The sequence below is a fragment of the Kitasatospora sp. NPDC056327 genome, from assembly GCF_042261735.1.
Taxonomy (GTDB): domain Bacteria; phylum Actinomycetota; class Actinomycetes; order Streptomycetales; family Streptomycetaceae; genus Kitasatospora.
This window is the reverse complement of record NZ_JBHJRC010000161.1, coordinates 1-18,473: the sequence shown is the minus strand read 5'-3', so window position 1 is coordinate 18,473 and position 18,473 is coordinate 1. Positions and strand designations below refer to the sequence as shown.

Sequence of the window (18,473 nt, the reverse complement as noted above, 5' to 3'; positions counted from 1 at the left end):
GTGCTGTTTCACGTGAAACAGCACCGGCCCCGGCCGTTGTCCGTCGTCGGGGATCCCTCTCCGGGGCTCAGTCGCGGCGGTGCCGGCCGCTGCCGGCCTGGACGGCCTCGTCGGTCCCGCCCTGCACGGCGCCGGCCTTCTTCTTCCGGCGCTCCCGCAGCACCTCGAAGATCATCGGCGAGATCGAGAGCAGCACGATCAGCAGCACCGCCGGGATCAGGTACTTGTCGATCACCGGGGCGAGCGCGTCACCGAAGAAGTAGCCGATCAGCAGCATCGACTCGGTCCACAGCACGCCGCCGACCACGTTCCAGAGGAAGAACGTCCTGGCCGGCATCTCCAGGGTGCCCGCGACCGGGTTCAGGAAGGTCCGCACGATCGGCATGAAGCGGGCGAGCACCACGGCCTTGCCGGGGCCGAAGCGGTTGAAGTACTCCTCGGCCTTCAGCACGTACTCGCGCCTGAAGATCTTGGACTCGGGCTTGTCGAACATCTTCGGTCCGACCTTGACGCCGATCTGGTGCCCGAGCTGGGCACCGGCGATCGCCGCGATCGGGGCCCCGATCAGCAGGGTCGCGATCGGCAGCCGCGCGCCGTCCCCGAGCACCGAGGAGGCGGCGCTGGAGGAGGCCACGCCCGCGATGATGAGCAGCGAGTCACCCGGGAAGAAGAACCCGACCAGGAGGCCGGTCTCCGCGAAGATGATCGCGATCAGCCCGATGGCACCGAGGGACGAGATCAGTGATTTGGCGTCGAGCAGATTGACGGCCAGCTGGTTGTAGTCCACGGGCGCAGGATAGCGGGCCCGCCTTGACAACGGCTTCGCCCCGGGGGGCGAGCGGGTGCTCATCCTTTCGTCGCACCCTCCCTCCGCCCCGGCGGGCCGCCCCGGCGGCGCCTCCGGAACGCCGGCCGGACGGGCGCCGCACACCCGCCGGACGCCCGCGGGACGCCGGGGACCGCTCCCCGGGGGCCGCCGTCCCGACTGGCGGGCCGCATGGTGGAGCCGGCGGGCATTCTGGGAAGATGGCACCGGCGTCCGGCCCGTGGTGGCGAACACCCTCATCGCCGATACCGCGGCCGCTGCCTCGAACCTTGGTACCGGACCGCCGCACCGCAGAGCCGCGCACCGGCCCCGGTACCCCGGAGTCGTCACAAAGGCGTACACAGCGTCGGACAGCACCGTCCGTACGCCGCAAACCCGACAGGAGCGGATTCGCATGCCCATCGCAACTCCCGAGGTCTACAACGAGATGCTGGACCGGGCCAAGGCGGGCAAGTTCGCCTACCCGGCGATCAACGTGACCTCGTCGCAGACCCTGCACGCCGCGCTGCGCGGCTTCGCCGAGGCCGAGAGTGACGGCATCATCCAGATTTCGACCGGCGGCGCGGAGTTCCTGGGCGGCCAGCACAACAAGGACATGGTGACCGGCGCCGTCGCCCTCGCCGAGTTCGCGCACATCGTCGCCGCCAAGTACGACATCACCGTCGCGCTGCACACCGACCACTGCCCGAAGGACAAGCTGGACGGCTACGTCCGCCCGCTGCTGGCGGTCTCCGCCGAGCGCGTGGCCAACGGCCGGAACCCGCTCTTCCAGTCGCACATGTGGGACGGCTCCGCCGAGACCCTGGGCGACAACCTGGCCATCGCCGAGGAGCTGCTGGCCCAGGCCGCCGCCGCCAGGATCATCCTTGAGGTCGAGATCACCCCGACCGGTGGCGAGGAGGACGGCGTCACCCACGAGATCAACGACGAGCTGTACACCACGGTCAACGACGCCGTCCGCACCGCCGAGGCGCTGGGCCTGGGCGAGAAGGGCCGCTACCTGCTGGCCGCCTCCTTCGGCAACGTGCACGGCGTGTACAAGCCGGGCAACGTCGTGCTGAAGCCGGAGCTGCTGCGCGAGCTGCAGGACGCGATCGGCAAGCAGTACGGCAAGACCGACCCGTTCGACTTCGTCTTCCACGGCGGCTCCGGCTCGTCCACCGAGGAGATCGCCACCGCGCTGGAGAACGGCGTCGTGAAGATGAACCTGGACACCGACACCCAGTACGCCTTCACCCGCCCGGTCGCCGGCCACATGTTCGCCAACTACGACGGCGTGCTGAAGGTCGACGGCGAGGTCGGCAAGAAGAACACCTACGACCCGCGCACCTGGGGCAAGCTGGCCGAGGCCGGCATGGCCGCCCGCGTGCTGGAGGCCGCCCAGCAGCTGCGCTCGGCCGGCAACCGCCTGAAGTAGGACCCGCGCCCGCGGGCACCGGCCCCGGTCCCGCCCGGAGTACCCGCGTCCCGGGGCTCCCGGCCCCGGGAGCCCGGTGCCCGCGGCGGTCCTGCGCACGTGCCCCCCGGTGGTTCACTGGGGGGCATGAGCATTCACGAGAACCTCCTCGGGGGTCCCGCCCCGACGCACCTGCCCGCCGAGCCCGGTCCGCTGGAGCTGCTGGCCGGCGGTGCCTCCCCCGCCGAGGTCGCGGCGAAGTTCCCGACCTCCTCGCTGGCCTGGGCCCAGCTCGCCGACGACGCCTTCGCGGCCGGCCGGGTCGTCGAGTCCTACGCCTACGCCCGCACCGGCTACCACCGCGGGCTGGACGCGCTGCGGCGCAACGGCTGGAAGGGCCACGGCCCGGTGCCGTGGGAGCACGAGCCCAACCGCGGCTTCCTGCGGGCGCTGCACGCGCTCGGCCGGGCGGCCGGCGCGATCGAGGAGAAGGAGGAGGCGGAGCGCTGCCTCCAGTTCCTCCGGGACAGCTCGCCGACCGCCGCCGCCACCCTGGGCTGACCACCGGCCCGCGAACCGGGCCGTCCGCCGACACCGCCCCCGGTGCCCGTAAGGGCAGTGGGGGCGGTTTTCGACCGTTCTGTGCCCATCGGTTCCGTGGACACGCGGCCGCCCGCCGTGTCAGGGTGGGCGCGCGAGGGGGGGCGTGCACGTCGGTTCGAGGTTTCGCGGCCCCACCGGTCGACCAGAGAGCCCCAGCGTGCCCGCAGCCACTCCCGCCCGCCGACCCCGTACCGGGGCGCGTCCCGGAACCGGTCCGACGCGCCGCGCGCCGGCCGTACCGGGCTCCCGGGCCCGCTCCGGGCCGAAGTCCGGGACGGCCTCCCGGGCCTCCTCCCGCCGCCGGCGCCCGCCGCGCCGCCGGCTCGGGCCCGGCATGGTCGCCGCTCTGGTCGCCGCCGTGGCGATCCTCGGCGGCACGCTGTTCGTCCTGAAGCACCCGGACGCGCTGCCCGGCGCCGGACGGACCGCCCGGGCGCAGGCCGCCCCGTCCGGAACCGGCGCCACCACCCCGCCGCCGGCCGCCGCACCCGTGGCCCCGCCCCCGGCCACCAGCGCCCCCTCCCCCGCGGCCACCACCCCGGAACCGCCTCCGTCGCCGCCCGCCTCCACGGCTCCCGGCGGGCCGGAGACCGCGGTCCGGGGCAGCGGCGCCTTCACCATCGCCCAGGGCTCCGCGGCGCCCGTCGGCCGGGGCACGATCCGCCGCTACCGGGTCGAGGTCGAGGACGGCATCGGGATCGACCCGGCGGCCTCCGCGGCGCAGGTCCAGAGCATCCTCGCCGACCGGCGCGGCTGGACCAACGACCGGAAGAACGGCTTCCAGCTGGTCGCCTCCGGCAGCTACGACTTCACCGTGAAGATAGCCTCGCCCGGCACCGTGGACCGGATCTGCGGCGCCGCCGGGCTCGACACCCGCGGCGAGGTGAACTGCAACGTCGGCAGCCAGGTCCTGGTCAACGTCAAGCGCTGGACCACCGGTTCGCCGCAGTTCGACGGCCCGATCGACGAGTACCGGGCCCTGGTGATCAACCACGAGGTCGGCCACCGGATCGGTCACGGCCACGAGACCTGCCCCGGCCCCGGAAAGCCGGCGCCCGCCATGATGCAGCAGATCTACGGGCTCAAGGGCTGCACGTCCAACGCCTGGCCGTACAGCGCCGAGGGCACCTACCTGAGCGGCCCCCCGGTCCCCTGAACCGCCCGCCCCCGAGGCCCCCCGAAGCGGCCCCGGACCGGCGGCCGGCGCCGGGGCACCACCGCGGCCCCCGACCGGTCAGCCCAGCAGCGGCAGGTATCCCCGCAGGTCGCTGCGCTCGCCGCTGGCGGACAGCGCGGCGGTGCCGGCGACGGCCGGCCAGGCGACCCGCCCGGTGGCCAGCCGGATCCAGGTCAGCGGGTCGGTCTCGACCACGTTCGGCGGGGTGCCCCGGGTGTGCCGCGGCCCCTCGACCGCCTGCACCACCGCGTACGGCGGCACCCGGAGCTCGACCGCACCGCCGGGCACCCGATCGGCGAAGGCGTCGGCCAGCAGTCGGGTGACGGCGGCCACCGCCTGCCGGTCGTGCGGGAACTCCGCCGGGCCGAGCGCGCCGGCCAGGTCGTCGGCGTGCACGACCGTCTCGACCAGCCGGGTCACCAGGAAGTCGGAGAGCGCCATCGGGCCGAACCGCATGGCCACCGGCCGGCCGGGCCCGTCGTCCGCCGTGCCGTCCACCGCGGCCCGCGCGGCGTCCACCGAGCGGTCGAAGCGGGCGGCCACCTCCCCGGGCGGGCCGGTGAACCCGGCCGCCACGTGCGCGGCGACCTCGGCGTCGACGGTCTCGGCGACCGCGGCGGTCAGCTCGGTGAAGCGGCTCAGCGAGAGCGGCGCGCCGGCCGGTTCCGGGCCCGTCAGCTGGGCCGGCAGCCGGTCCAGCACCAGGCTCAGGTGGGCCACCAGCTCGCGCACCCGCCAGGTGCCGAGCCGGGTCGGCCGTTCCAGGTCCTCGGCGGTCAGCCGGTGGACGGCCGCGCGCAGGGCCTCGTTCTGCGCCGCCAGTGCGGCGCGCACCCTGGCGGGCTGGTAGGTACGGGACTTGGGAGGCATGGGCCCCAACATACGCCCGGGGGCGGACGGTTCTCCTCGAACCGTCCGCCCCCGGGGCGGTGCGGGGCGGGTCAGCCCAGCAGGGCCTCGATGACGCCGGTGTGGGCGTCCTTCAGCTCCGCCAGGGAGACGGTGAACTGGCCCTGGACGTCCAGGGAGTCGCCGTCGACCACACCGATCCGGGTGGCCGGCAGGCCGCGCGCGGTGCACATGTCGTTGAACCGGAGCTCCTCGCTGCGCGGCACCGCCACGACGGCGCGGCCGGCCGACTCCGAGAACAGGAACACGAACGGGTCCAGACCCTCGGGCACGACGATCCGGGCGCCGTGGCCGCCCTTGAGGCAGCTCTCCACCAGGGCCTGGCCCAGGCCGCCGTCGGAGAGGTCGTGCGCGGCGTCGATCATGCCGTCGCGCGAGCCGGAGATCAGGATCTCGCCGAGCAGCCGCTCGCGCTCCAGGTCGACCCTGGGCGGCAGGCCGCCCAGGTGGTCGTGGACCGCCTGCGACCAGGCCGAGCCGCCCAGCTCGTCCTCGGTGTCGCCGAGCAGGTAGAGCAGCTGCCCCTCCTCGGCGAAGGCCACCGGGGTGCGCCGGGTGACGTCGTCGATGACGCCGAGCACCGCGACCACCGGGGTCGGGTGGATGGCGACCTCGCCGGTCTGGTTGTACAGCGAGACGTTGCCGCCGGTCACCGGGGTGCCGAGGGTCAGGCAGGCGTCGGCCAGGCCGCGGGTGGCCTCGGCGAACTGCCACATCACGTCCGGGTCCTCGGGGGAGCCGAAGTTGAGGCAGTCCGAGACGGCGAGCGGCTTGGCACCGCCGGCCGCGACGTTGCGGTACGCCTCGGCGAGGGCCAGCTGGGCACCGGTGTACGGGTCCAGCTTGGTGTAGCGGCCGTTGCCGTCGGTGGCGACCGAGACGCCGAGGTCGGTCTCCTCGTCGATCCGGATCATGCCCGAGTCCTCGCCGACCGAGAGCACGGTGTTGCCGAGCACGTAGCGGTCGTACTGGTCGGTGATCCAGGACTTGGAGGCCTGGTTCGGGTGCGAGGCGACCTTCAGCAGATCGGCCCGGAGGCCCTCGCCGGTGGCCGGGCGGGCCAGCCGCTCGCCGGTCGGGGCGTCGGCCTGCAGCGCGTCCTGCCAGGACGGGCGGGCGAACGGGCGCTGGTAGGTCGGGCCCTCGTGGGCGACGGTGCGCGGCGGCACGTCCACCACGAGCTCGCCGTGCCAGAAGATCTCCAGCCGCTCGCCGTCGGTGACCTCACCGATCACGTTGGCGATGACGTCCCACTTCTCGCAGATCTCCAGGAAGCGGGCGACCTTCGCGGGCTCGACGATGGCGCACATGCGCTCCTGCGACTCGCTCATGAGGATCTCCTCGGGCGAGAGCGTGTGGTCGCGCAGGTGCACGGTGTCGAGGTCGATCCGCATGCCGCCGGAGCCGGCCGAGGCCAGCTCGGAGGTGGCGCAGGAGAGACCGGCGCCGCCGAGGTCCTGGATGCCCTTGACGAGCTTCTCGCCGAAGATCTCCAGGGTGCACTCGATGAGGAGCTTCTCCTGGAACGGGTCGCCGACCTGGACGGCCGGGCGCTTGGCCGGCTTGGTGTCGTCGAAGGTCTCGGAGGCGAGCACCGAGACGCCGCCGATGCCGTCGCCACCGGTGCGGGCTCCGTACAGGATGACCTTGTTGCCGGCGCCGGAGGCCTGCGCGAGGTGGATGTCCTCGTGCTTCATGACACCCACGCACAGCGCGTTGACCAGCGGGTTGCCCTGGTAGCAGGAGTCGAAGACGACCTCGCCGCCGATGTTCGGCAGGCCCAGGCAGTTGCCGTAGCCGCCGATGCCCGCGACGATCCCGGGCAGCACGCGCCGGGTGTCCGGGTGGTCGGCCGCGCCGAACCGCAGCGGGTCCATCACGGCGACCGGGCGGGCGCCCATCGCCAGGATGTCGCGGACGATGCCGCCGATGCCGGTGGCCGCGCCCTGGTAGGGCTCGATGTACGACGGGTGGTTGTGCGACTCGACCTTGAAGGTGACCGCGTAGCCCTGGCCGACGTCGACCACACCGGCGTTCTCGCCGATGCCGACGAGCATCGCGTCCGTCTCGGGCTTCTTCTCGCCGAACTGCTTCAGGTGGACCTTGGAGCTCTTGTACGAACAGTGCTCGGACCACATGACCGAGTACATGGCGAGTTCCGCGCCGGTGGGACGGCGGCCCAGAATCTCCCGGATGCGCGCGTACTCGTCCTGCTTCAGGCCGAGTTCGGCCCACGGCTGGGCGGCGTCCGGGGTCTGCTCGGCGTTCTTGACGGTGTCGAGGCTCATCAGGCGTTCACCAGCTGCTTCAGGACGGACGTGAAGAAGCCCAGGCCCTCGGTGGTGGGACCGGTGAGCGGCTCCACGGCGTGCTCGGGGTGCGGCATCAGACCGACGACATTGCCCGCGGCGTTGGTGATGCCGGCGATGTCACGGTACGAACCGTTGGGGTTGACGTCGAGGTAACGGGCGACCACCCGGCCCTCGGCCTCCAGCTCGTCGAGGACGCGCTCGTCGGCGACGAAGCGGCCCTCGCCGTTCTTCAGCGGGACGACGATTTCCTGGCCGGACGCGTAATCGCGGGTCCAGGCGGTGCCGTCGTTCTCGATCCGCAGCTTCTGGTCGCGGCAGACGAAGTGCAGCGAGTCGTTGCGGGTGAGGGCACCGGGCAGCAGGTGCGATTCGCACAGCACCTGGAAGCCGTTGCAGATACCGAGAACGGGCATTCCCGCCTTGGCCTGCTCGATGACGGTCTCCATCACCGGCGAGAAGCGCGAGATGGCACCGCAGCGCAGATAGTCGCCGTAGCTGAATCCGCCCGGCAGGACGACCGCGTCGACCTGGTGGAGATCCTTGTCACGGTGCCAGAGGGCGACCGGCTCGGCGCCGGCGAGGCGGACCGCGCGCCGGGCGTCACGGTCGTCGAGGGAGCCGGGGAAAGTGACGACGCCGATGCGGGTGGTCACTTGCCCTCCTCCTCGACGCGGACGGTGAAGTCCTCGATCACGGTGTTGGCGAGAAAGGTCTCGGCGGCTTCGCGGATACGGGCGAGCGCGGCGTCGTCGACCGGGCCCTCCAGCTCCAGCTCGAAACGCTTGCCCTGGCGGACGTCGGCGATCCCGGTGAATCCGAGGCGGGGCAGTGCGCGCTGCACCGCCTGTCCCTGGGGGTCGAGGATCTCCGGCTTGAGCATGACGTCGACTACGACGCGTGCCACTGGCACTCCCGGTGGTGTCTTCGTGAGGCGGGGGAACTCCAGACTACCGGGGGTTTCGGGCAGGATTGCTGGCCGGGGATGGTGACGCGCGTAGACCCACGCCCCTTACGACACAAGGCCTCCATGCCCCCGCCGCCCCCCGCCGGGCGCCCCGTTTCACCTGATTCCGGAGCCCCCGCGAGAACGGCCGAAGAGCACCCGAATACCGGCACTCCAGGACAGATCGACCAGGAGATCGGTCCGCACATCGGCCGGCAGATCCGCCGACCGAGTGCCGCGGTATCCGACGTCCCGGCGAAGACACGTGAATATCCGGAAAAGAAAGCCGGACTCTTCGATTTCTCCCCGCTTCGGGTGCAGAATAGGGCCACCTGCCGCGGCGAGTGCTGCGTATCCGGCACGGCCATCCGGCCTGCCCGTATGCGCTTGCGCGAGTGGTGCACATCAGGCCCCGGAGCGCGCCCGCGCCCGGTCGGCCGAATTGCCCGAGAGGATTGACACCCATGGCTCAGCGTGTAGTTGTCACGCTCTCCGACGACCTGGACGGCGGCGCCGCCGCGGAAACCGTCCACTTCGGCGTCGACGGGAAGTCGTACGAGATCGATTTGTCCGTGGACAACGCGGAAAAGCTGCGGGAGGCCCTCGCCCCGTTCGTCGCCGCCGGCCGGCGCCAGAGCCGCACCGGGAAGTCCTTCCGCCGCACGGCCCTCACCCCGGACCCCGCCGCCGTACGGGCCTGGGCCCAGTCGCGCGGCATGGAGCTGCCGGCCCGCGGCCGCATCCCGAAGCACGTGTACGAGCAGTTCGCCGAGGCGAACTGAACCCCCCGGGACCCGGTCGTCCCGCCCGCGTCCGAAGGGGCGGGGCGACCACCCCTTCGGATGCTGTAGAGTAATCCTCGTCGCCGCAACGGAGAGATCCGAAGAGGCGGCGGGTGTCCCACCGGACACCATGCGGACGTGGCTCAGTTGGTAGAGCATCACCTTGCCAAGGTGAGGGTCGCGAGTTCGAATCTCGTCGTCCGCTCGCAGTGCGCGAGCACAGCACAATTGCATAGTTCCATCCTGCGGACGTGGCTCAGTTGGTAGAGCATCACCTTGCCAAGGTGAGGGTCGCGAGTTCGAATCTCGTCGTCCGCTCCAGTACGAAGGGTCCTCTCGGTCGAGAGGGCCCTTCGGCGTTTTCGTCCCGATTCGGGCGGACCGGTCCCGGTCCGCCCGCCATGACATTTGTCATCGCCGACCCGTGGATCCGCACCGCGTTCTCATGAGGCCTCGCACTGCCTCCGGCCGCCCGGCGACGGGAGGCTTGGGACATGGAAACGAGCCAGCCCCACCGCCCCGGCGACCACGTGATCGAGGTCACCGGCCTGCACCGCCACTACGGCGCCGGCAGCCACCGCTACCACGCGGTCCGCGGCCTCGACCTGACCGTCGGCCGCGGTGAGCTGTTCGCCCTGCTGGGTACCAACGGGGCCGGCAAGACCTCCGCCATGGAGCTGATCGAGGGCCTCGCCGCCCCCAGCGAGGGCCGGGTCCGGGTGCTCGGCCACGACCCGCACCGCGACCGGGCCGACGTCCGGCCCCGGATCGGCATCATGCTCCAGGAGGGCGGCTTCCCCGGCGACCTCACCGTGGCCGAGACCGGCCGCGCCTGGGCCGGTACCACCAGCCACGCCCGCCCGCTGGACGAGGCGCTCGACCTGGTCGGCCTCGGCCACCGCCGCGACGTCCGGGTCAAGCAGCTCTCCGGCGGCGAGCGCCGCCGCCTCGACCTGGCGATGGCCCTGCTCGGCCGGCCCGAGGTGCTGTTCCTGGACGAGCCGAGCACCGGCCTCGACCCGGAGGCCCGCGCCGCCGTCTGGCAGCTGGTCCGCGAGCTGCGCGCCCAGGGCACCACGGTGCTGCTCACCACGCACTACCTGGAGGAGGCCGAGGAGCTGGCCGACCGGCTGGCGATCATGCACGGCGGCCGGATCGTCGCCAGCGGCACGGTGGCCGAGGTGATCGCCGGACGCCCGTCCCGGATCCTCTTCGACCTCCCCGAGTTCACCGGCACCTCGCTCCCGCCGCTGGCCGGCGCGACGGTGACCGCCGACGGCCGCCGGTTCACCGTCCAGACGCCCCGGCTGCAGGCCACCCTGACCGAGCTGCTCGGCTGGGCCGACCACCACGGGATCGCGCTCGGCTCGCTCGACGCCCGCAGCGCCTCGCTGGAGGAGGCCTTCCTCGCCATCGCCTCCGAGGCCGCCCACCGGCCCCCGGCCGACACCCCCGCCGCTCCCACCGCCCGCCGCAAGCTGATCGGACTCGCCCGATGACCACCGCCGTCACCACCGCCGCCGCACAGCACAGCGGGCCGCGGAGCACCGCCGTCCGCCGGATGCTCGCCCTGGGCCGGGCCGAGGCGGTCCTGCTGCTCCGCAACCGGACCGCCCTGTTCACCGCCGTGCTGCTGCCGGTGCTCCTGGTCCTCGGCCTGCAGAACGTGCTGGCCCAGCAGGCCGAGGACAACCCCTCCCTGGACGTCGACTCGCTGCTGGTCAGCGGCGCGATCGGGATGGTGCTCGCCTTCGTCGTCTACTACAACCTCACCGCCGCCTACGTGGCCCGCCGCGGGGAGCTGGTGCTCAAGCGGCTGCGCACCGGCGAGGCCCGGGACCTGGAGATCCTGGCCGGCACCGCCGTCCCCTCGGTCGGTCTGGCACTGCTGATGTGCGCGGTGACCGGCGGCATCGGCGCCTACGCACTGGACCTCACCGTCCCGGTCAACCCCGTCCTGCTGGTCGTCGGCCTGGCCCTGGCCGTGGCGACCCTGATGGCGCTGGCCGCCGTCTCCAGCGCCTTCACCCGCACCGTGGAGAGCGCCGGCATCACCACCATGCCGGTCCTGCTGCTCTCGCAGTTCGGCTCCGGCCTGTTCTTCCCGCTGGAGGTCATGCCGGAGCGGGTCGCCGACTTCTGCCGGCTGCTGCCCACCACCCCGGCGTTCCAGCTGGTGCGGGTCGGCTGGTTCGGCACCGACGGTTCCGGGGCCCCGACCGGCTTCGCCGGCAGCTGGTCCACCGCCGCCCCGCACCTGGTCACCGGCGGGATCTGGCTCGCCCTCGCGGTCTGGGCCGCCGTCCGGTACTTCCGCTGGGAGCCGCGCCGCTGAGCGTCCGCACGCCCCCCGCGGGAACGCTTCCCGCAACGGCTTCCCGGGAATGCTCCGCGGCACCTGCCCAGCGCCGACCCGGAAATTCGAACCGAAGGCCCACTCCCCGTTCCACCTCTGATAAGAAGGCGACAGCACGATCATGAAGGAACGGGGAGCAGAACAGATGGGCATCGCGAATCCGGTGCGCGCGTGGAAGGGCTATTCCAAGCCCCAGCGTTCCGAGCTCTACCTCCGGTGGTCGCTCTATCTGATGGCGCTGGCGCCGCTGCCGCTGACGCTGCTGATCGACTCCGCCGACCCCGGGTCCGCGACCCACCCGGCCGCCCGGGTCGCCCTGGTGCTCGGCCTCGCCCAGACCCTGATCACCCTGCGCGCCTACCGCACCGCCCTCGACCACTACCTCAAGCGGTCCACCGACCACCTGCGCTGGCTCGCCCTCACCGGCGGGGTCGCGGTGGCCGGCTGCTGGGCGGTGCTGCTGCTCGGCCCCCGGGCCGGCTCGGGGCCCGGCGCGGAGCAGGTGGTCTTCACCGTCCCGATCGCCAGCACCGTGCTCTTCTCGGCCTTCGGCCCGGCCGCGGTCGGGCTCCCGCCGCGCCGGGCGGCCCTCGCCGGGGCGGCCGCCCTGGTGGCCGTCTTCCCCGCGATGCTGCTGGCCGGCGTGAGCCCCTCGACCGCCGCCGGGGCACTGACCGGCAGCGGGCTGGTCATGCTCTTCATCGGCGGCAGCTGCCGCAGCTTCGCCTGGCTGCAGTCGGTGGTCTGGGAGCTGGACGCCGCCCGCGAGGCGCAGTCCCGGCTGGCCGTCGCCGAGGAGCGGCTGCGGTTCTCCCGGGACCTGCACGACGTGATGGGCCGCAACCTCACCACCATCGCGCTCAAGAGCGAGCTGGCCGTCCAGCTGGCCCGGCGCGGCCGCCCGGAGGCCGCCGAGCAGATGGCCGAGGTCCAGCAGATCGCCCAGGAGTCCCAGCGCGAGGTCCGCGACGTGGTTCGCGGCTACCGCACGGCGGACCTGCACGCGGAGGCGATCGGCGCCCGGGCGGTGCTGCGCTCCGCCGACGTGGCCTGCGAGATCGACCTCGGCGAGGACGCCGACCGGCTGCCGGCCCCGGTCCAGTCGGTGCTCGGCTGGGTGATCCGCGAGGCCACCACCAACGTGCTGCGGCACAGCGAGGCGGCCAGCTGCTCGATCCGGCTCCGGCGGGAGGACGGCCGGGCGGTGCTGGAGCTGGAGAATGACGGGGTGCCGGCCGTACCGCTGCCGTCCCAGGGCGGTGGCACCGGCCTGCGCGGACTGCGCGAGCGGCTCGCCGCCCACGACGGCGAGCTGGCCGTCCCGGACGCCGGGCCCGGCAGCTTCCGGCTGCTCGCCAGCGTCCCGCTCTGACCCCGCGGCACCGGCCGCACCGGCCGCAACCGCCGCAACCGCCGCACGGAAGGCCCCGCCGATGACCGACACCGCGCCCGTCCGCGTCCTGCTCGCCGACGACGAGCACCTGATCCGCGGCGCGCTGGCCGCCCTGCTCTCCCTGGAGGAGGACATCGTGGTGGTCGCCCAGGCGGCCTCCGGCCCGGAGGCGCTGGCGATGGCGCAGGCGCACGTGCCCGAGATCGCCGTGCTGGACCTGCAGATGCCCGGCCTGGACGGCATCGAGGTGGCCACCCGGCTGCGCACCCTGCTGCCGGACTGCCGCTGCATGATCGTCACCGGCCACGGTCGCCCGGGCTACCTGAAGCGGGCCCTGGAGGTCGGCGTCCGGGGCTTCCTGCCGAAGACGGTCTCGGCGGCCGACCTGGCCGGGATCATCCGGACCGTCCGGGCCGGCGGCCGGTACGTGGACCCGGAGCTCGCGGCGGACGCGATCGCCGCCGGGGAGAGCCCGCTGACCCCGCGGGAGACGGACGTGCTGGAGCTGGCCGCGGACGGCACCTCGATCGCCGGGATCGCCGAGCGGGCCGCGCTCTCCCAGGGCACCGTCCGCAACTACCTGTCCGCGGCCGCCACCAAGCTGGGCGCGGAGAACCGGCACGCGGCGGTGCGGATCGCCCGCGAGCACGGCTGGATCTGACCGCCGGGCCCGCGGGCGCCGCAGGCGGCTCAGGCCCAGCTGAGGCCGGTCAGCCGCTCGTACGCCTCGACGTACTTGGCGCGGACCCTCTCGACCACCTCGGCGGGCAGCTCCGGCGGCGGCTGCTCGCTCCTCCGGTCCCAGCCGGAGGCCGGGGAGGTCAGCCAGTCGCGGATGATCTGCTTGTCGAAGGAGGGCTGGGGGTGGCCCGGCTCCCACTGGTCGGCCGGCCAGAACCGCGAGGAGTCCGGGGTGAGCACCTCGTCGCCGATCACCAGCTCGCCGTCGAGCAGGCCGAACTCGAACTTGGTGTCGGCCAGGACGATGCCCCGCTCACGGGCGATGTCCCGGGCCCGGGAGTAGACGTCCAGGGTGGTCCGGCGCAGCGTGGCGGCCAGCTCGGCGCCGATCCGGCGGGCGGTCTCCTCGTAGGGGACGTTCTCGTCGTGCTCGCCGACCTCGGCCTTGAGGGCCGGGGTGTAGATCGGCGCGGGCAGCTCGGAGCCGTCGTCCAGACCCTCGGGCAGGGCGATGCCGCAGACGGTGCGGGAGTCGCGGTACTCCTCCAGACCGGAGCCGGCCAGGTAGCCGCGCGCCACGCACTCCACCGGGATCATCTCCAGGTTGCGGCAGACCAGGGTGCGGCCCTTCCAGTCGGCGGGGGCGCCGGCCGGGACCTCGGCGGAGATCACGTGGTTGGGCACGAGGTCGGCGATGCGCTCGAACCACCACAGCGACAGCTGGGTGAGGATGCGGCCCTTGTCCGGGATCTCGTTGGGCAGCACCCAGTCGTAGGCCGAGGTCCGGTCGCTGGCGACCATCACGAGGTCACCCGACTCGGCGCGGTACAGGTCGCGCACCTTGCCGGTGTGCAGGTGGACCAGGCCGGGCACCTGGACCGGCTCGGGCTTGGTGACAAATCCGCTCAAGGTCGTCTCAGTCCTCAGGGGTCGTTCGCGGGCGTGGAGCGCGAAAGGGGAGGTCACTGGGGTCGAGTCTGTCATGACCGCCCGGGCCGTCCGGTCCGAGGGCGGCCGGGCGCCGGCCGCCGGGCGCTCAGCCGTTCTTGCAGAGGCGGTCCATCAGGTTGGCGGTGGCCCGCTGGATCCGCTCGTCGGTGAGTCCCGGCCGGTCCAGGGCGGGCGACCAGGCGAAGGTGCCGGCCGCGAACACGTAGGCGCCGCTGGGCGCCCGGTAGAGCGAGGTCTCCTGGTAGCGGGTCCGGCCGGCCGGGTCCTCGTACGGGGAGTGCGCGAGCAGCACCCGCTCGGTGTGCTCGGGCAGGGCGACCTTGGGGTAGTAGCGGTCGGCCTCGCCGGCCACCAGCCCGGGCAGTTCGTCGCCCTCCTGGAGGCCGGTGCCGTCCCAGAGCCAGTGCGCGGTGTGCCGGGCGACCAGCGGGACCGGCGCGGCGACCCGGCCGGAGTACTGCAGGCCGAGCAGGTGTTGCTCGGGCTCGCCGGCGTCGCGCCACAGGGCGCTGCCGGCGCCGGCCGCCCCGGTGGCGGGGCTGCCGGGGCCGACCTTCTGGCGCTTGCGGCAGTTGAGCATCCGGTTGGGCTCGCCGGAGGGGCCGGGGCTCAGCTCGACCCGCCAGTACATGGTGTTGGCGGAGAGGAAGACGAGCGAGGTGCCGCCGTCCCGGGCGCGTTCGACGGCCCGGCGCATCGGCTCGGACCAGTACTCGTCGTGGCCGGGGAAGACCAGCGCCCGGTGCCGGGAGACGTCGACCAGCCCGGCGTGCAGGTCGGTGGCGGTGGCGTAGGAGAGGTCGTAGCCGTAGCGCTCGGCCCAGCGGATGAAGTCGTAGGCGTGGCCGACGTGCAGCGGGAGCCCGGCGGTGGCGTGCGGGCGGTCGAAGGAGACGGTGACCGCCGCCTCGGGCTCGCCGACCAGCTGTCCGCCCTCCCAGGCGTGGTAGAGGCTGGCGCCGCTGCGGCCGTCCTCGGGGAAGAGGTTGTACGCCTGCCAGGTGACGTCGGGGACGACCAGCAGCAGTTCGGCGGCCCGGGTCTGGTCCTCGAAGTCCCGGACGGTGAAGGGGATGTGGCTGCGGTGCAGCATGTCGGCGGTGGTGAGCACCGCGACGTACGCGCCGGGGCGCCAGTGCTGCGGGATCTGCAGCCGCCAGGTGTGCCACCAGTGGTGGCAGGAGACGGTGCGGCCGGCCACCAGCGGGGCGGGCTGGACCATCCCGGCGATCAGCGGGCTGGAGGTCATGTGGTGGGCGTTGTCGCCGCCGTAGTGGCCGATCCGGTAGACGTCGACGGTGAACTCGCGGGGCGGGTTGACGGTGACCCGCAGGTCCACCGCGCCGCCGGGGCGCACCACCCCGGCCGAGGCGAACCCCTTGATCTGCTGTTCCTCGTCGTTGGCGCTCAGCGGGGTGCCGACCGGCGGCTTGCCGCGCACGCCGGCGGCCAGCGGGCGCTGCCCGGGGGCGTCCACCGAGACGTACCAGGGGACGCCGCCCCCGGCGCCGGCGAGGTACTGGTCCGGGCTGCGCAGCCAGGGCAGCGGTCCCTGGCCGAAGGGGTCGGAGACGCTGTGCGCGTGCGTCCCGGACTCCCAGCGGCGGTTGAGTTCGGTCCCCACGCGCCCCTCCCAGGTGCACCTCCGCCGGTTGGCACGTGCCATCCGGATGTGCGTGCGGTCTAATACACCACACCGTGCTGGCGCTGCGTCACCCCACGGTAGCAATTAGTGGCGGGAATCTTCCGGCCCGCCGGGCCCAGGGCCTCCGGCCTGCGGCGACCCCGGGCGGCCGGCCGTTCCGGGGGCGCTCGCGAACGTCGCTCGCGCCCCCGGGGGAAACCCGGTCAGAGCCGGACGGGCTTCTCCAGCCGGACGTCCGCGGCGTCCAGCCAGGACCGCAGCGGCCCGTCCTGGCCCTGCTCGACGGCCTGGGCGACCGGCTCGGCGAGGTCGGTGCGGCGGACCCCGCGCAACAGCAGGACCGGGCCGTCCAGCCAGTCCAGCCCGGGCACGGCGCCCGCGGTGTCCACGGCGGCGCAGCAGACCATCGCGGTGACGTGGTCCACCAGGACGTCCCGCCCGGTGCGGACGGGTTCGAGCAGCGGCGCGGGCGCGGTGGTCCCGGCCGGCCGGTCGACGAGTGCGGCGGCCAGCAGCTCGCCGTCGCCGTCGGCGAGCCGGCCCAGCAGCCTGGTCAGCGTCGGGGCACCGGGGCGGGACTGCGGGGCGAGCCGGTCCAGCGCTGACTGCAGGGCCGTGGCGCGGGCCCGCCAGCCGGCGTCCACCACCTCGGCCGGGTAGTCGGCCCACTCCAGCTCGCGCCAGCCGCCGGAGGCGGGCGCGCCGAAGAACAGCTCGGCGGCGAGCCGGGAGACGGCGGCGTCCACCGCCCCGGGCTCCTCCAGCAGGTCGCAGGCCGGGCGGTCGCCGAGCCGGCTGCCGTAGCCGTCGGCCAGCCGGTCGCGCCGGGACAGCTCGGTGAGCGCGGACACCACGCCGGCGTTGAGGTGCGCCGGGTGCCGGCCGAGCCGCCAGGCGGGCAGCGCGACCCGGGTGAGCAGCCGGTCCCAGCCGGCGTAGGCGAGGCCGACCTGCTCCTGGGCGGCGATCCGCAGGCCGTAGTCGACACCGCGGGCCTGCTCGGAGGCCCAGCCGGCGACCGAGCGCTCCAGTTCGGCGGCGTGCCCCCGGCAGGCGCCGAGCAGCCGGCGGGTGATCCGGTCGGTGAGCGCGACCGGGCCGCGCCGGCGCGGGCGCGGGGTGCCGGGCCCGGGGGCGCCGAGCGGGGCGGGGCCGGCGTCCAGGCTGGCGTCGAGCGAGCGCAGGAAGCGGCGGGCGGCGGCGATCTCGTGGTCGGCGGCGGCCGCGGTGCCGGCCACCACCGGGGCGAGCAGGGCGCGCAGCTCGCCGGCCCGCATCCACCAGAGGAAGGGCGAGCCGATCACCAGCACCGGCGCGGGGGGCTCGTGCCCGGCGCGGGCGGCCCGGCGGGGCCGGGGTGCGGGGACGTCCTCCAGCCAGCTGTCGCAGTCCGGGGTGAGCGCCACGGCGGAGGGCGCGGGGACCTCCAGCCGTTCGGCCAGCTCCTCGATCAGCCGGTACAGCTCGGGGGCCCGGTCTCGGGCCAGCTGGACGGCCGGGGTCTGCGGCGGGACGGCCCGGCGGTAGGCGCGGGCGGTCAGCCCGGCCACCAGCAGGGTGAGCGCGGCCACCGCGCAGACCGTCCAGCGGGCGAGGTCCCAGCCGGCGGCGTCGGAGGATCCGGGGGCGCCGATCCGGCCGGTGAACCGGCCGGCGAGCAGCACCACCGCGGCGGCGGCGGGCAGCGCGGCGGCGGCCAGGGCGAGACCTCGGATCCGCAGGATCGCCTGGGCATGAGCGCGCGCGGTGTCGACAGCGGCCATACGGTGCGGCACCCCCTTCGGAGCCCTGGGGCGCCCGGTGCGGGGCCCCTGGGCCGAGTTCGAAACGATCGGTTCCGACCGGGAAACGGCGGTGTCCGGGCCCCGGTAGTACATGCTGCGTGGCGCTTCTGACATTTTCGACGCCGGTGTCCGGGTGGGTGTTCCGGATCGCCCCGGTTTCCACTCGTCCCGGTGACACCGCCCGGATTCCGGACGGCCCGCCCCGGGCGGCTTCGGACGGCCCGGGCGTGTCCGGTCCGGCCGGACGCCGTCCAGCATCCCCCCGCGCGACCGCCGCTACCCGGCGGCGGACGGGAACGGCCCGTCCCGGGGCGCCCTGGTCCAGCGCACCATAAGGCCGGGCACCCGGTTGCGTCAGCCGGATGCGGCCGCTGTCACTCGATGGGCTGGATTCCGGCCGCCGAACGGTGCGCCGGCCCCGGGAACCGCTCCGGCCCCTTCCGTCACCGAAACGCCGGACGGTGCTGCGGCCATGGGGGTTGCCGGCCGGGTCCGCGGGGCCCGGCGGACCCGGGGCGGACCCGGGGCGGGCGCGGACGGCCGCGCGGGCGCGCCCGGGGCCGCGCACGGGTGCTCCCGGGGGCGTTCGCGGGGGTGCGCGGCGCGGGCCCGCAACGCCCGGGCCCCCCGCGCGCGGGTCGCTCGCCGGGGGCCCGGGGGGGGGGGGGGGTGCCGGGCGGTCTCTTATAAAAATATACGAGCCCACGATAAAAGT

At 74.0% G+C, this 18,473-nt stretch carries 16 protein-coding genes and 2 tRNA genes; 10 read left to right on the top strand and 8 right to left on the bottom strand.

All coding sequences use genetic code 11. The features are described from left to right. Positions 1-67 precede the first annotated feature (67 nt). Positions 68-787, bottom strand: coding sequence for a DedA family protein (locus ACFCX4_RS22535; RefSeq protein WP_376145127.1), 720 nt, complete (start codon positions 785-787; stop codon positions 68-70). Positions 788-1,220: 433 nt separating this feature from the next. Between ACFCX4_RS22535 and fbaA the strand changes: the two genes are divergently transcribed. The 3 genes from fbaA (at position 1,221) to ACFCX4_RS22520 (ending at position 3,981) form a co-directional block, all read left to right on the top strand. Beyond that, positions 1,221-2,243 (top strand): class II fructose-bisphosphate aldolase, encoded by a 1,023-nt coding sequence (gene fbaA, locus ACFCX4_RS22530; RefSeq protein WP_376145125.1) that lies wholly within the window; start codon positions 1,221-1,223, stop codon positions 2,241-2,243. Positions 2,244-2,369: 126 nt separating this feature from the next. Next, a complete protein-coding gene (locus ACFCX4_RS22525; protein ID WP_376145123.1) occupies positions 2,370-2,783 on the top strand; it encodes a DUF3151 domain-containing protein in 414 nt (137 codons plus the stop codon). Positions 2,784-3,159: 376 nt separating this feature from the next. Beyond that, entirely contained in the window at positions 3,160-3,981 is an 822-nt protein-coding gene (locus ACFCX4_RS22520; protein ID WP_376145122.1) for a DUF3152 domain-containing protein, read from the top strand. A gap of 78 nt (positions 3,982-4,059) precedes the next feature. On the opposite strand, the gene ACFCX4_RS22515 is transcribed toward ACFCX4_RS22520, so the two are convergent. The 4 genes from ACFCX4_RS22515 to purS form a co-directional block, all read right to left on the bottom strand. Further along, positions 4,060-4,872, bottom strand: coding sequence for a sterol carrier family protein (locus tag ACFCX4_RS22515; protein WP_376145120.1), 813 nt, complete (start codon positions 4,870-4,872; stop codon positions 4,060-4,062). A gap of 71 nt (positions 4,873-4,943) precedes the next feature. After that, positions 4,944-7,199 (bottom strand): phosphoribosylformylglycinamidine synthase subunit PurL, encoded by a 2,256-nt coding sequence (gene purL, locus ACFCX4_RS22510; protein WP_376145118.1) that lies wholly within the window; start codon positions 7,197-7,199, stop codon positions 4,944-4,946. Continuing rightward, complete coding sequence (gene purQ, locus ACFCX4_RS22505; protein WP_376145116.1) at positions 7,199-7,876, bottom strand: phosphoribosylformylglycinamidine synthase subunit PurQ; 678 nt, start codon at positions 7,874-7,876, stop codon at positions 7,199-7,201. Before purQ ends, purL begins: the two co-directional genes overlap by 1 nt. Continuing rightward, entirely contained in the window at positions 7,873-8,127 is a 255-nt protein-coding gene (gene purS, locus ACFCX4_RS22500; protein WP_030304493.1) for a phosphoribosylformylglycinamidine synthase subunit PurS, read from the bottom strand. Before purS ends, purQ begins: the two co-directional genes overlap by 4 nt. Positions 8,128-8,630: 503 nt before the next feature. Between purS and ACFCX4_RS22495 the strand changes: the two genes are divergently transcribed. From ACFCX4_RS22495 to ACFCX4_RS22465, 7 genes are all read left to right on the top strand, one after another. Beyond that, positions 8,631-8,948 (top strand): Lsr2 family protein, encoded by a 318-nt coding sequence (locus ACFCX4_RS22495; RefSeq protein WP_376145114.1) that lies wholly within the window; start codon positions 8,631-8,633, stop codon positions 8,946-8,948. 132 nt (positions 8,949-9,080) lie between these two features. After that, positions 9,081-9,153 (top strand) — tRNA-Gly (locus ACFCX4_RS22490). Positions 9,154-9,193: 40 nt separating this feature from the next. Next, positions 9,194-9,269, top strand: a tRNA-Gly gene (locus ACFCX4_RS22485). 173 nt (positions 9,270-9,442) lie between these two features. Beyond that, positions 9,443-10,447 (top strand): ABC transporter ATP-binding protein, encoded by a 1,005-nt coding sequence (locus ACFCX4_RS22480; RefSeq protein WP_376145112.1) that lies wholly within the window; start codon positions 9,443-9,445, stop codon positions 10,445-10,447. After that, entirely contained in the window at positions 10,444-11,283 is an 840-nt protein-coding gene (locus tag ACFCX4_RS22475) for an ABC transporter permease (protein WP_376145110.1), read from the top strand. Before ACFCX4_RS22480 ends, ACFCX4_RS22475 begins: the two co-directional genes overlap by 4 nt. A gap of 166 nt (positions 11,284-11,449) precedes the next feature. Next, positions 11,450-12,676 carry a sensor histidine kinase gene (locus ACFCX4_RS22470; protein WP_376145108.1) on the top strand — a complete coding sequence of 409 codons (1,227 nt, stop codon included), beginning with the start codon at positions 11,450-11,452 and terminating at the stop codon, positions 12,674-12,676. Between the two features lie 61 nt (positions 12,677-12,737). Then, positions 12,738-13,358 (top strand): response regulator, encoded by a 621-nt coding sequence (locus ACFCX4_RS22465; RefSeq protein WP_376145107.1) that lies wholly within the window; start codon positions 12,738-12,740, stop codon positions 13,356-13,358. A gap of 29 nt (positions 13,359-13,387) precedes the next feature. Here the strand turns inward: ACFCX4_RS22465 and ACFCX4_RS22460 are convergent, their stop codons facing one another. The 3 genes from ACFCX4_RS22460 to ACFCX4_RS22450 form a co-directional block, all read right to left on the bottom strand. After that, complete coding sequence (locus ACFCX4_RS22460; RefSeq protein WP_376145105.1) at positions 13,388-14,287, bottom strand: phosphoribosylaminoimidazolesuccinocarboxamide synthase; 900 nt, start codon at positions 14,285-14,287, stop codon at positions 13,388-13,390. 127 nt (positions 14,288-14,414) lie between these two features. Further along, positions 14,415-15,953: a N,N-dimethylformamidase beta subunit family domain-containing protein gene (locus ACFCX4_RS22455; protein WP_376145103.1), complete on the bottom strand. Its 1,539-nt coding sequence runs from the start codon at positions 15,951-15,953 to the stop codon at positions 14,415-14,417. A 224-nt stretch (positions 15,954-16,177) separates the two neighbouring features. Beyond that, positions 16,178-17,737: a hypothetical protein gene (locus ACFCX4_RS22450; RefSeq protein ID WP_376145101.1), complete on the bottom strand. Its 1,560-nt coding sequence runs from the start codon at positions 17,735-17,737 to the stop codon at positions 16,178-16,180. Positions 17,738-18,473: the final 736 nt, after the last annotated feature.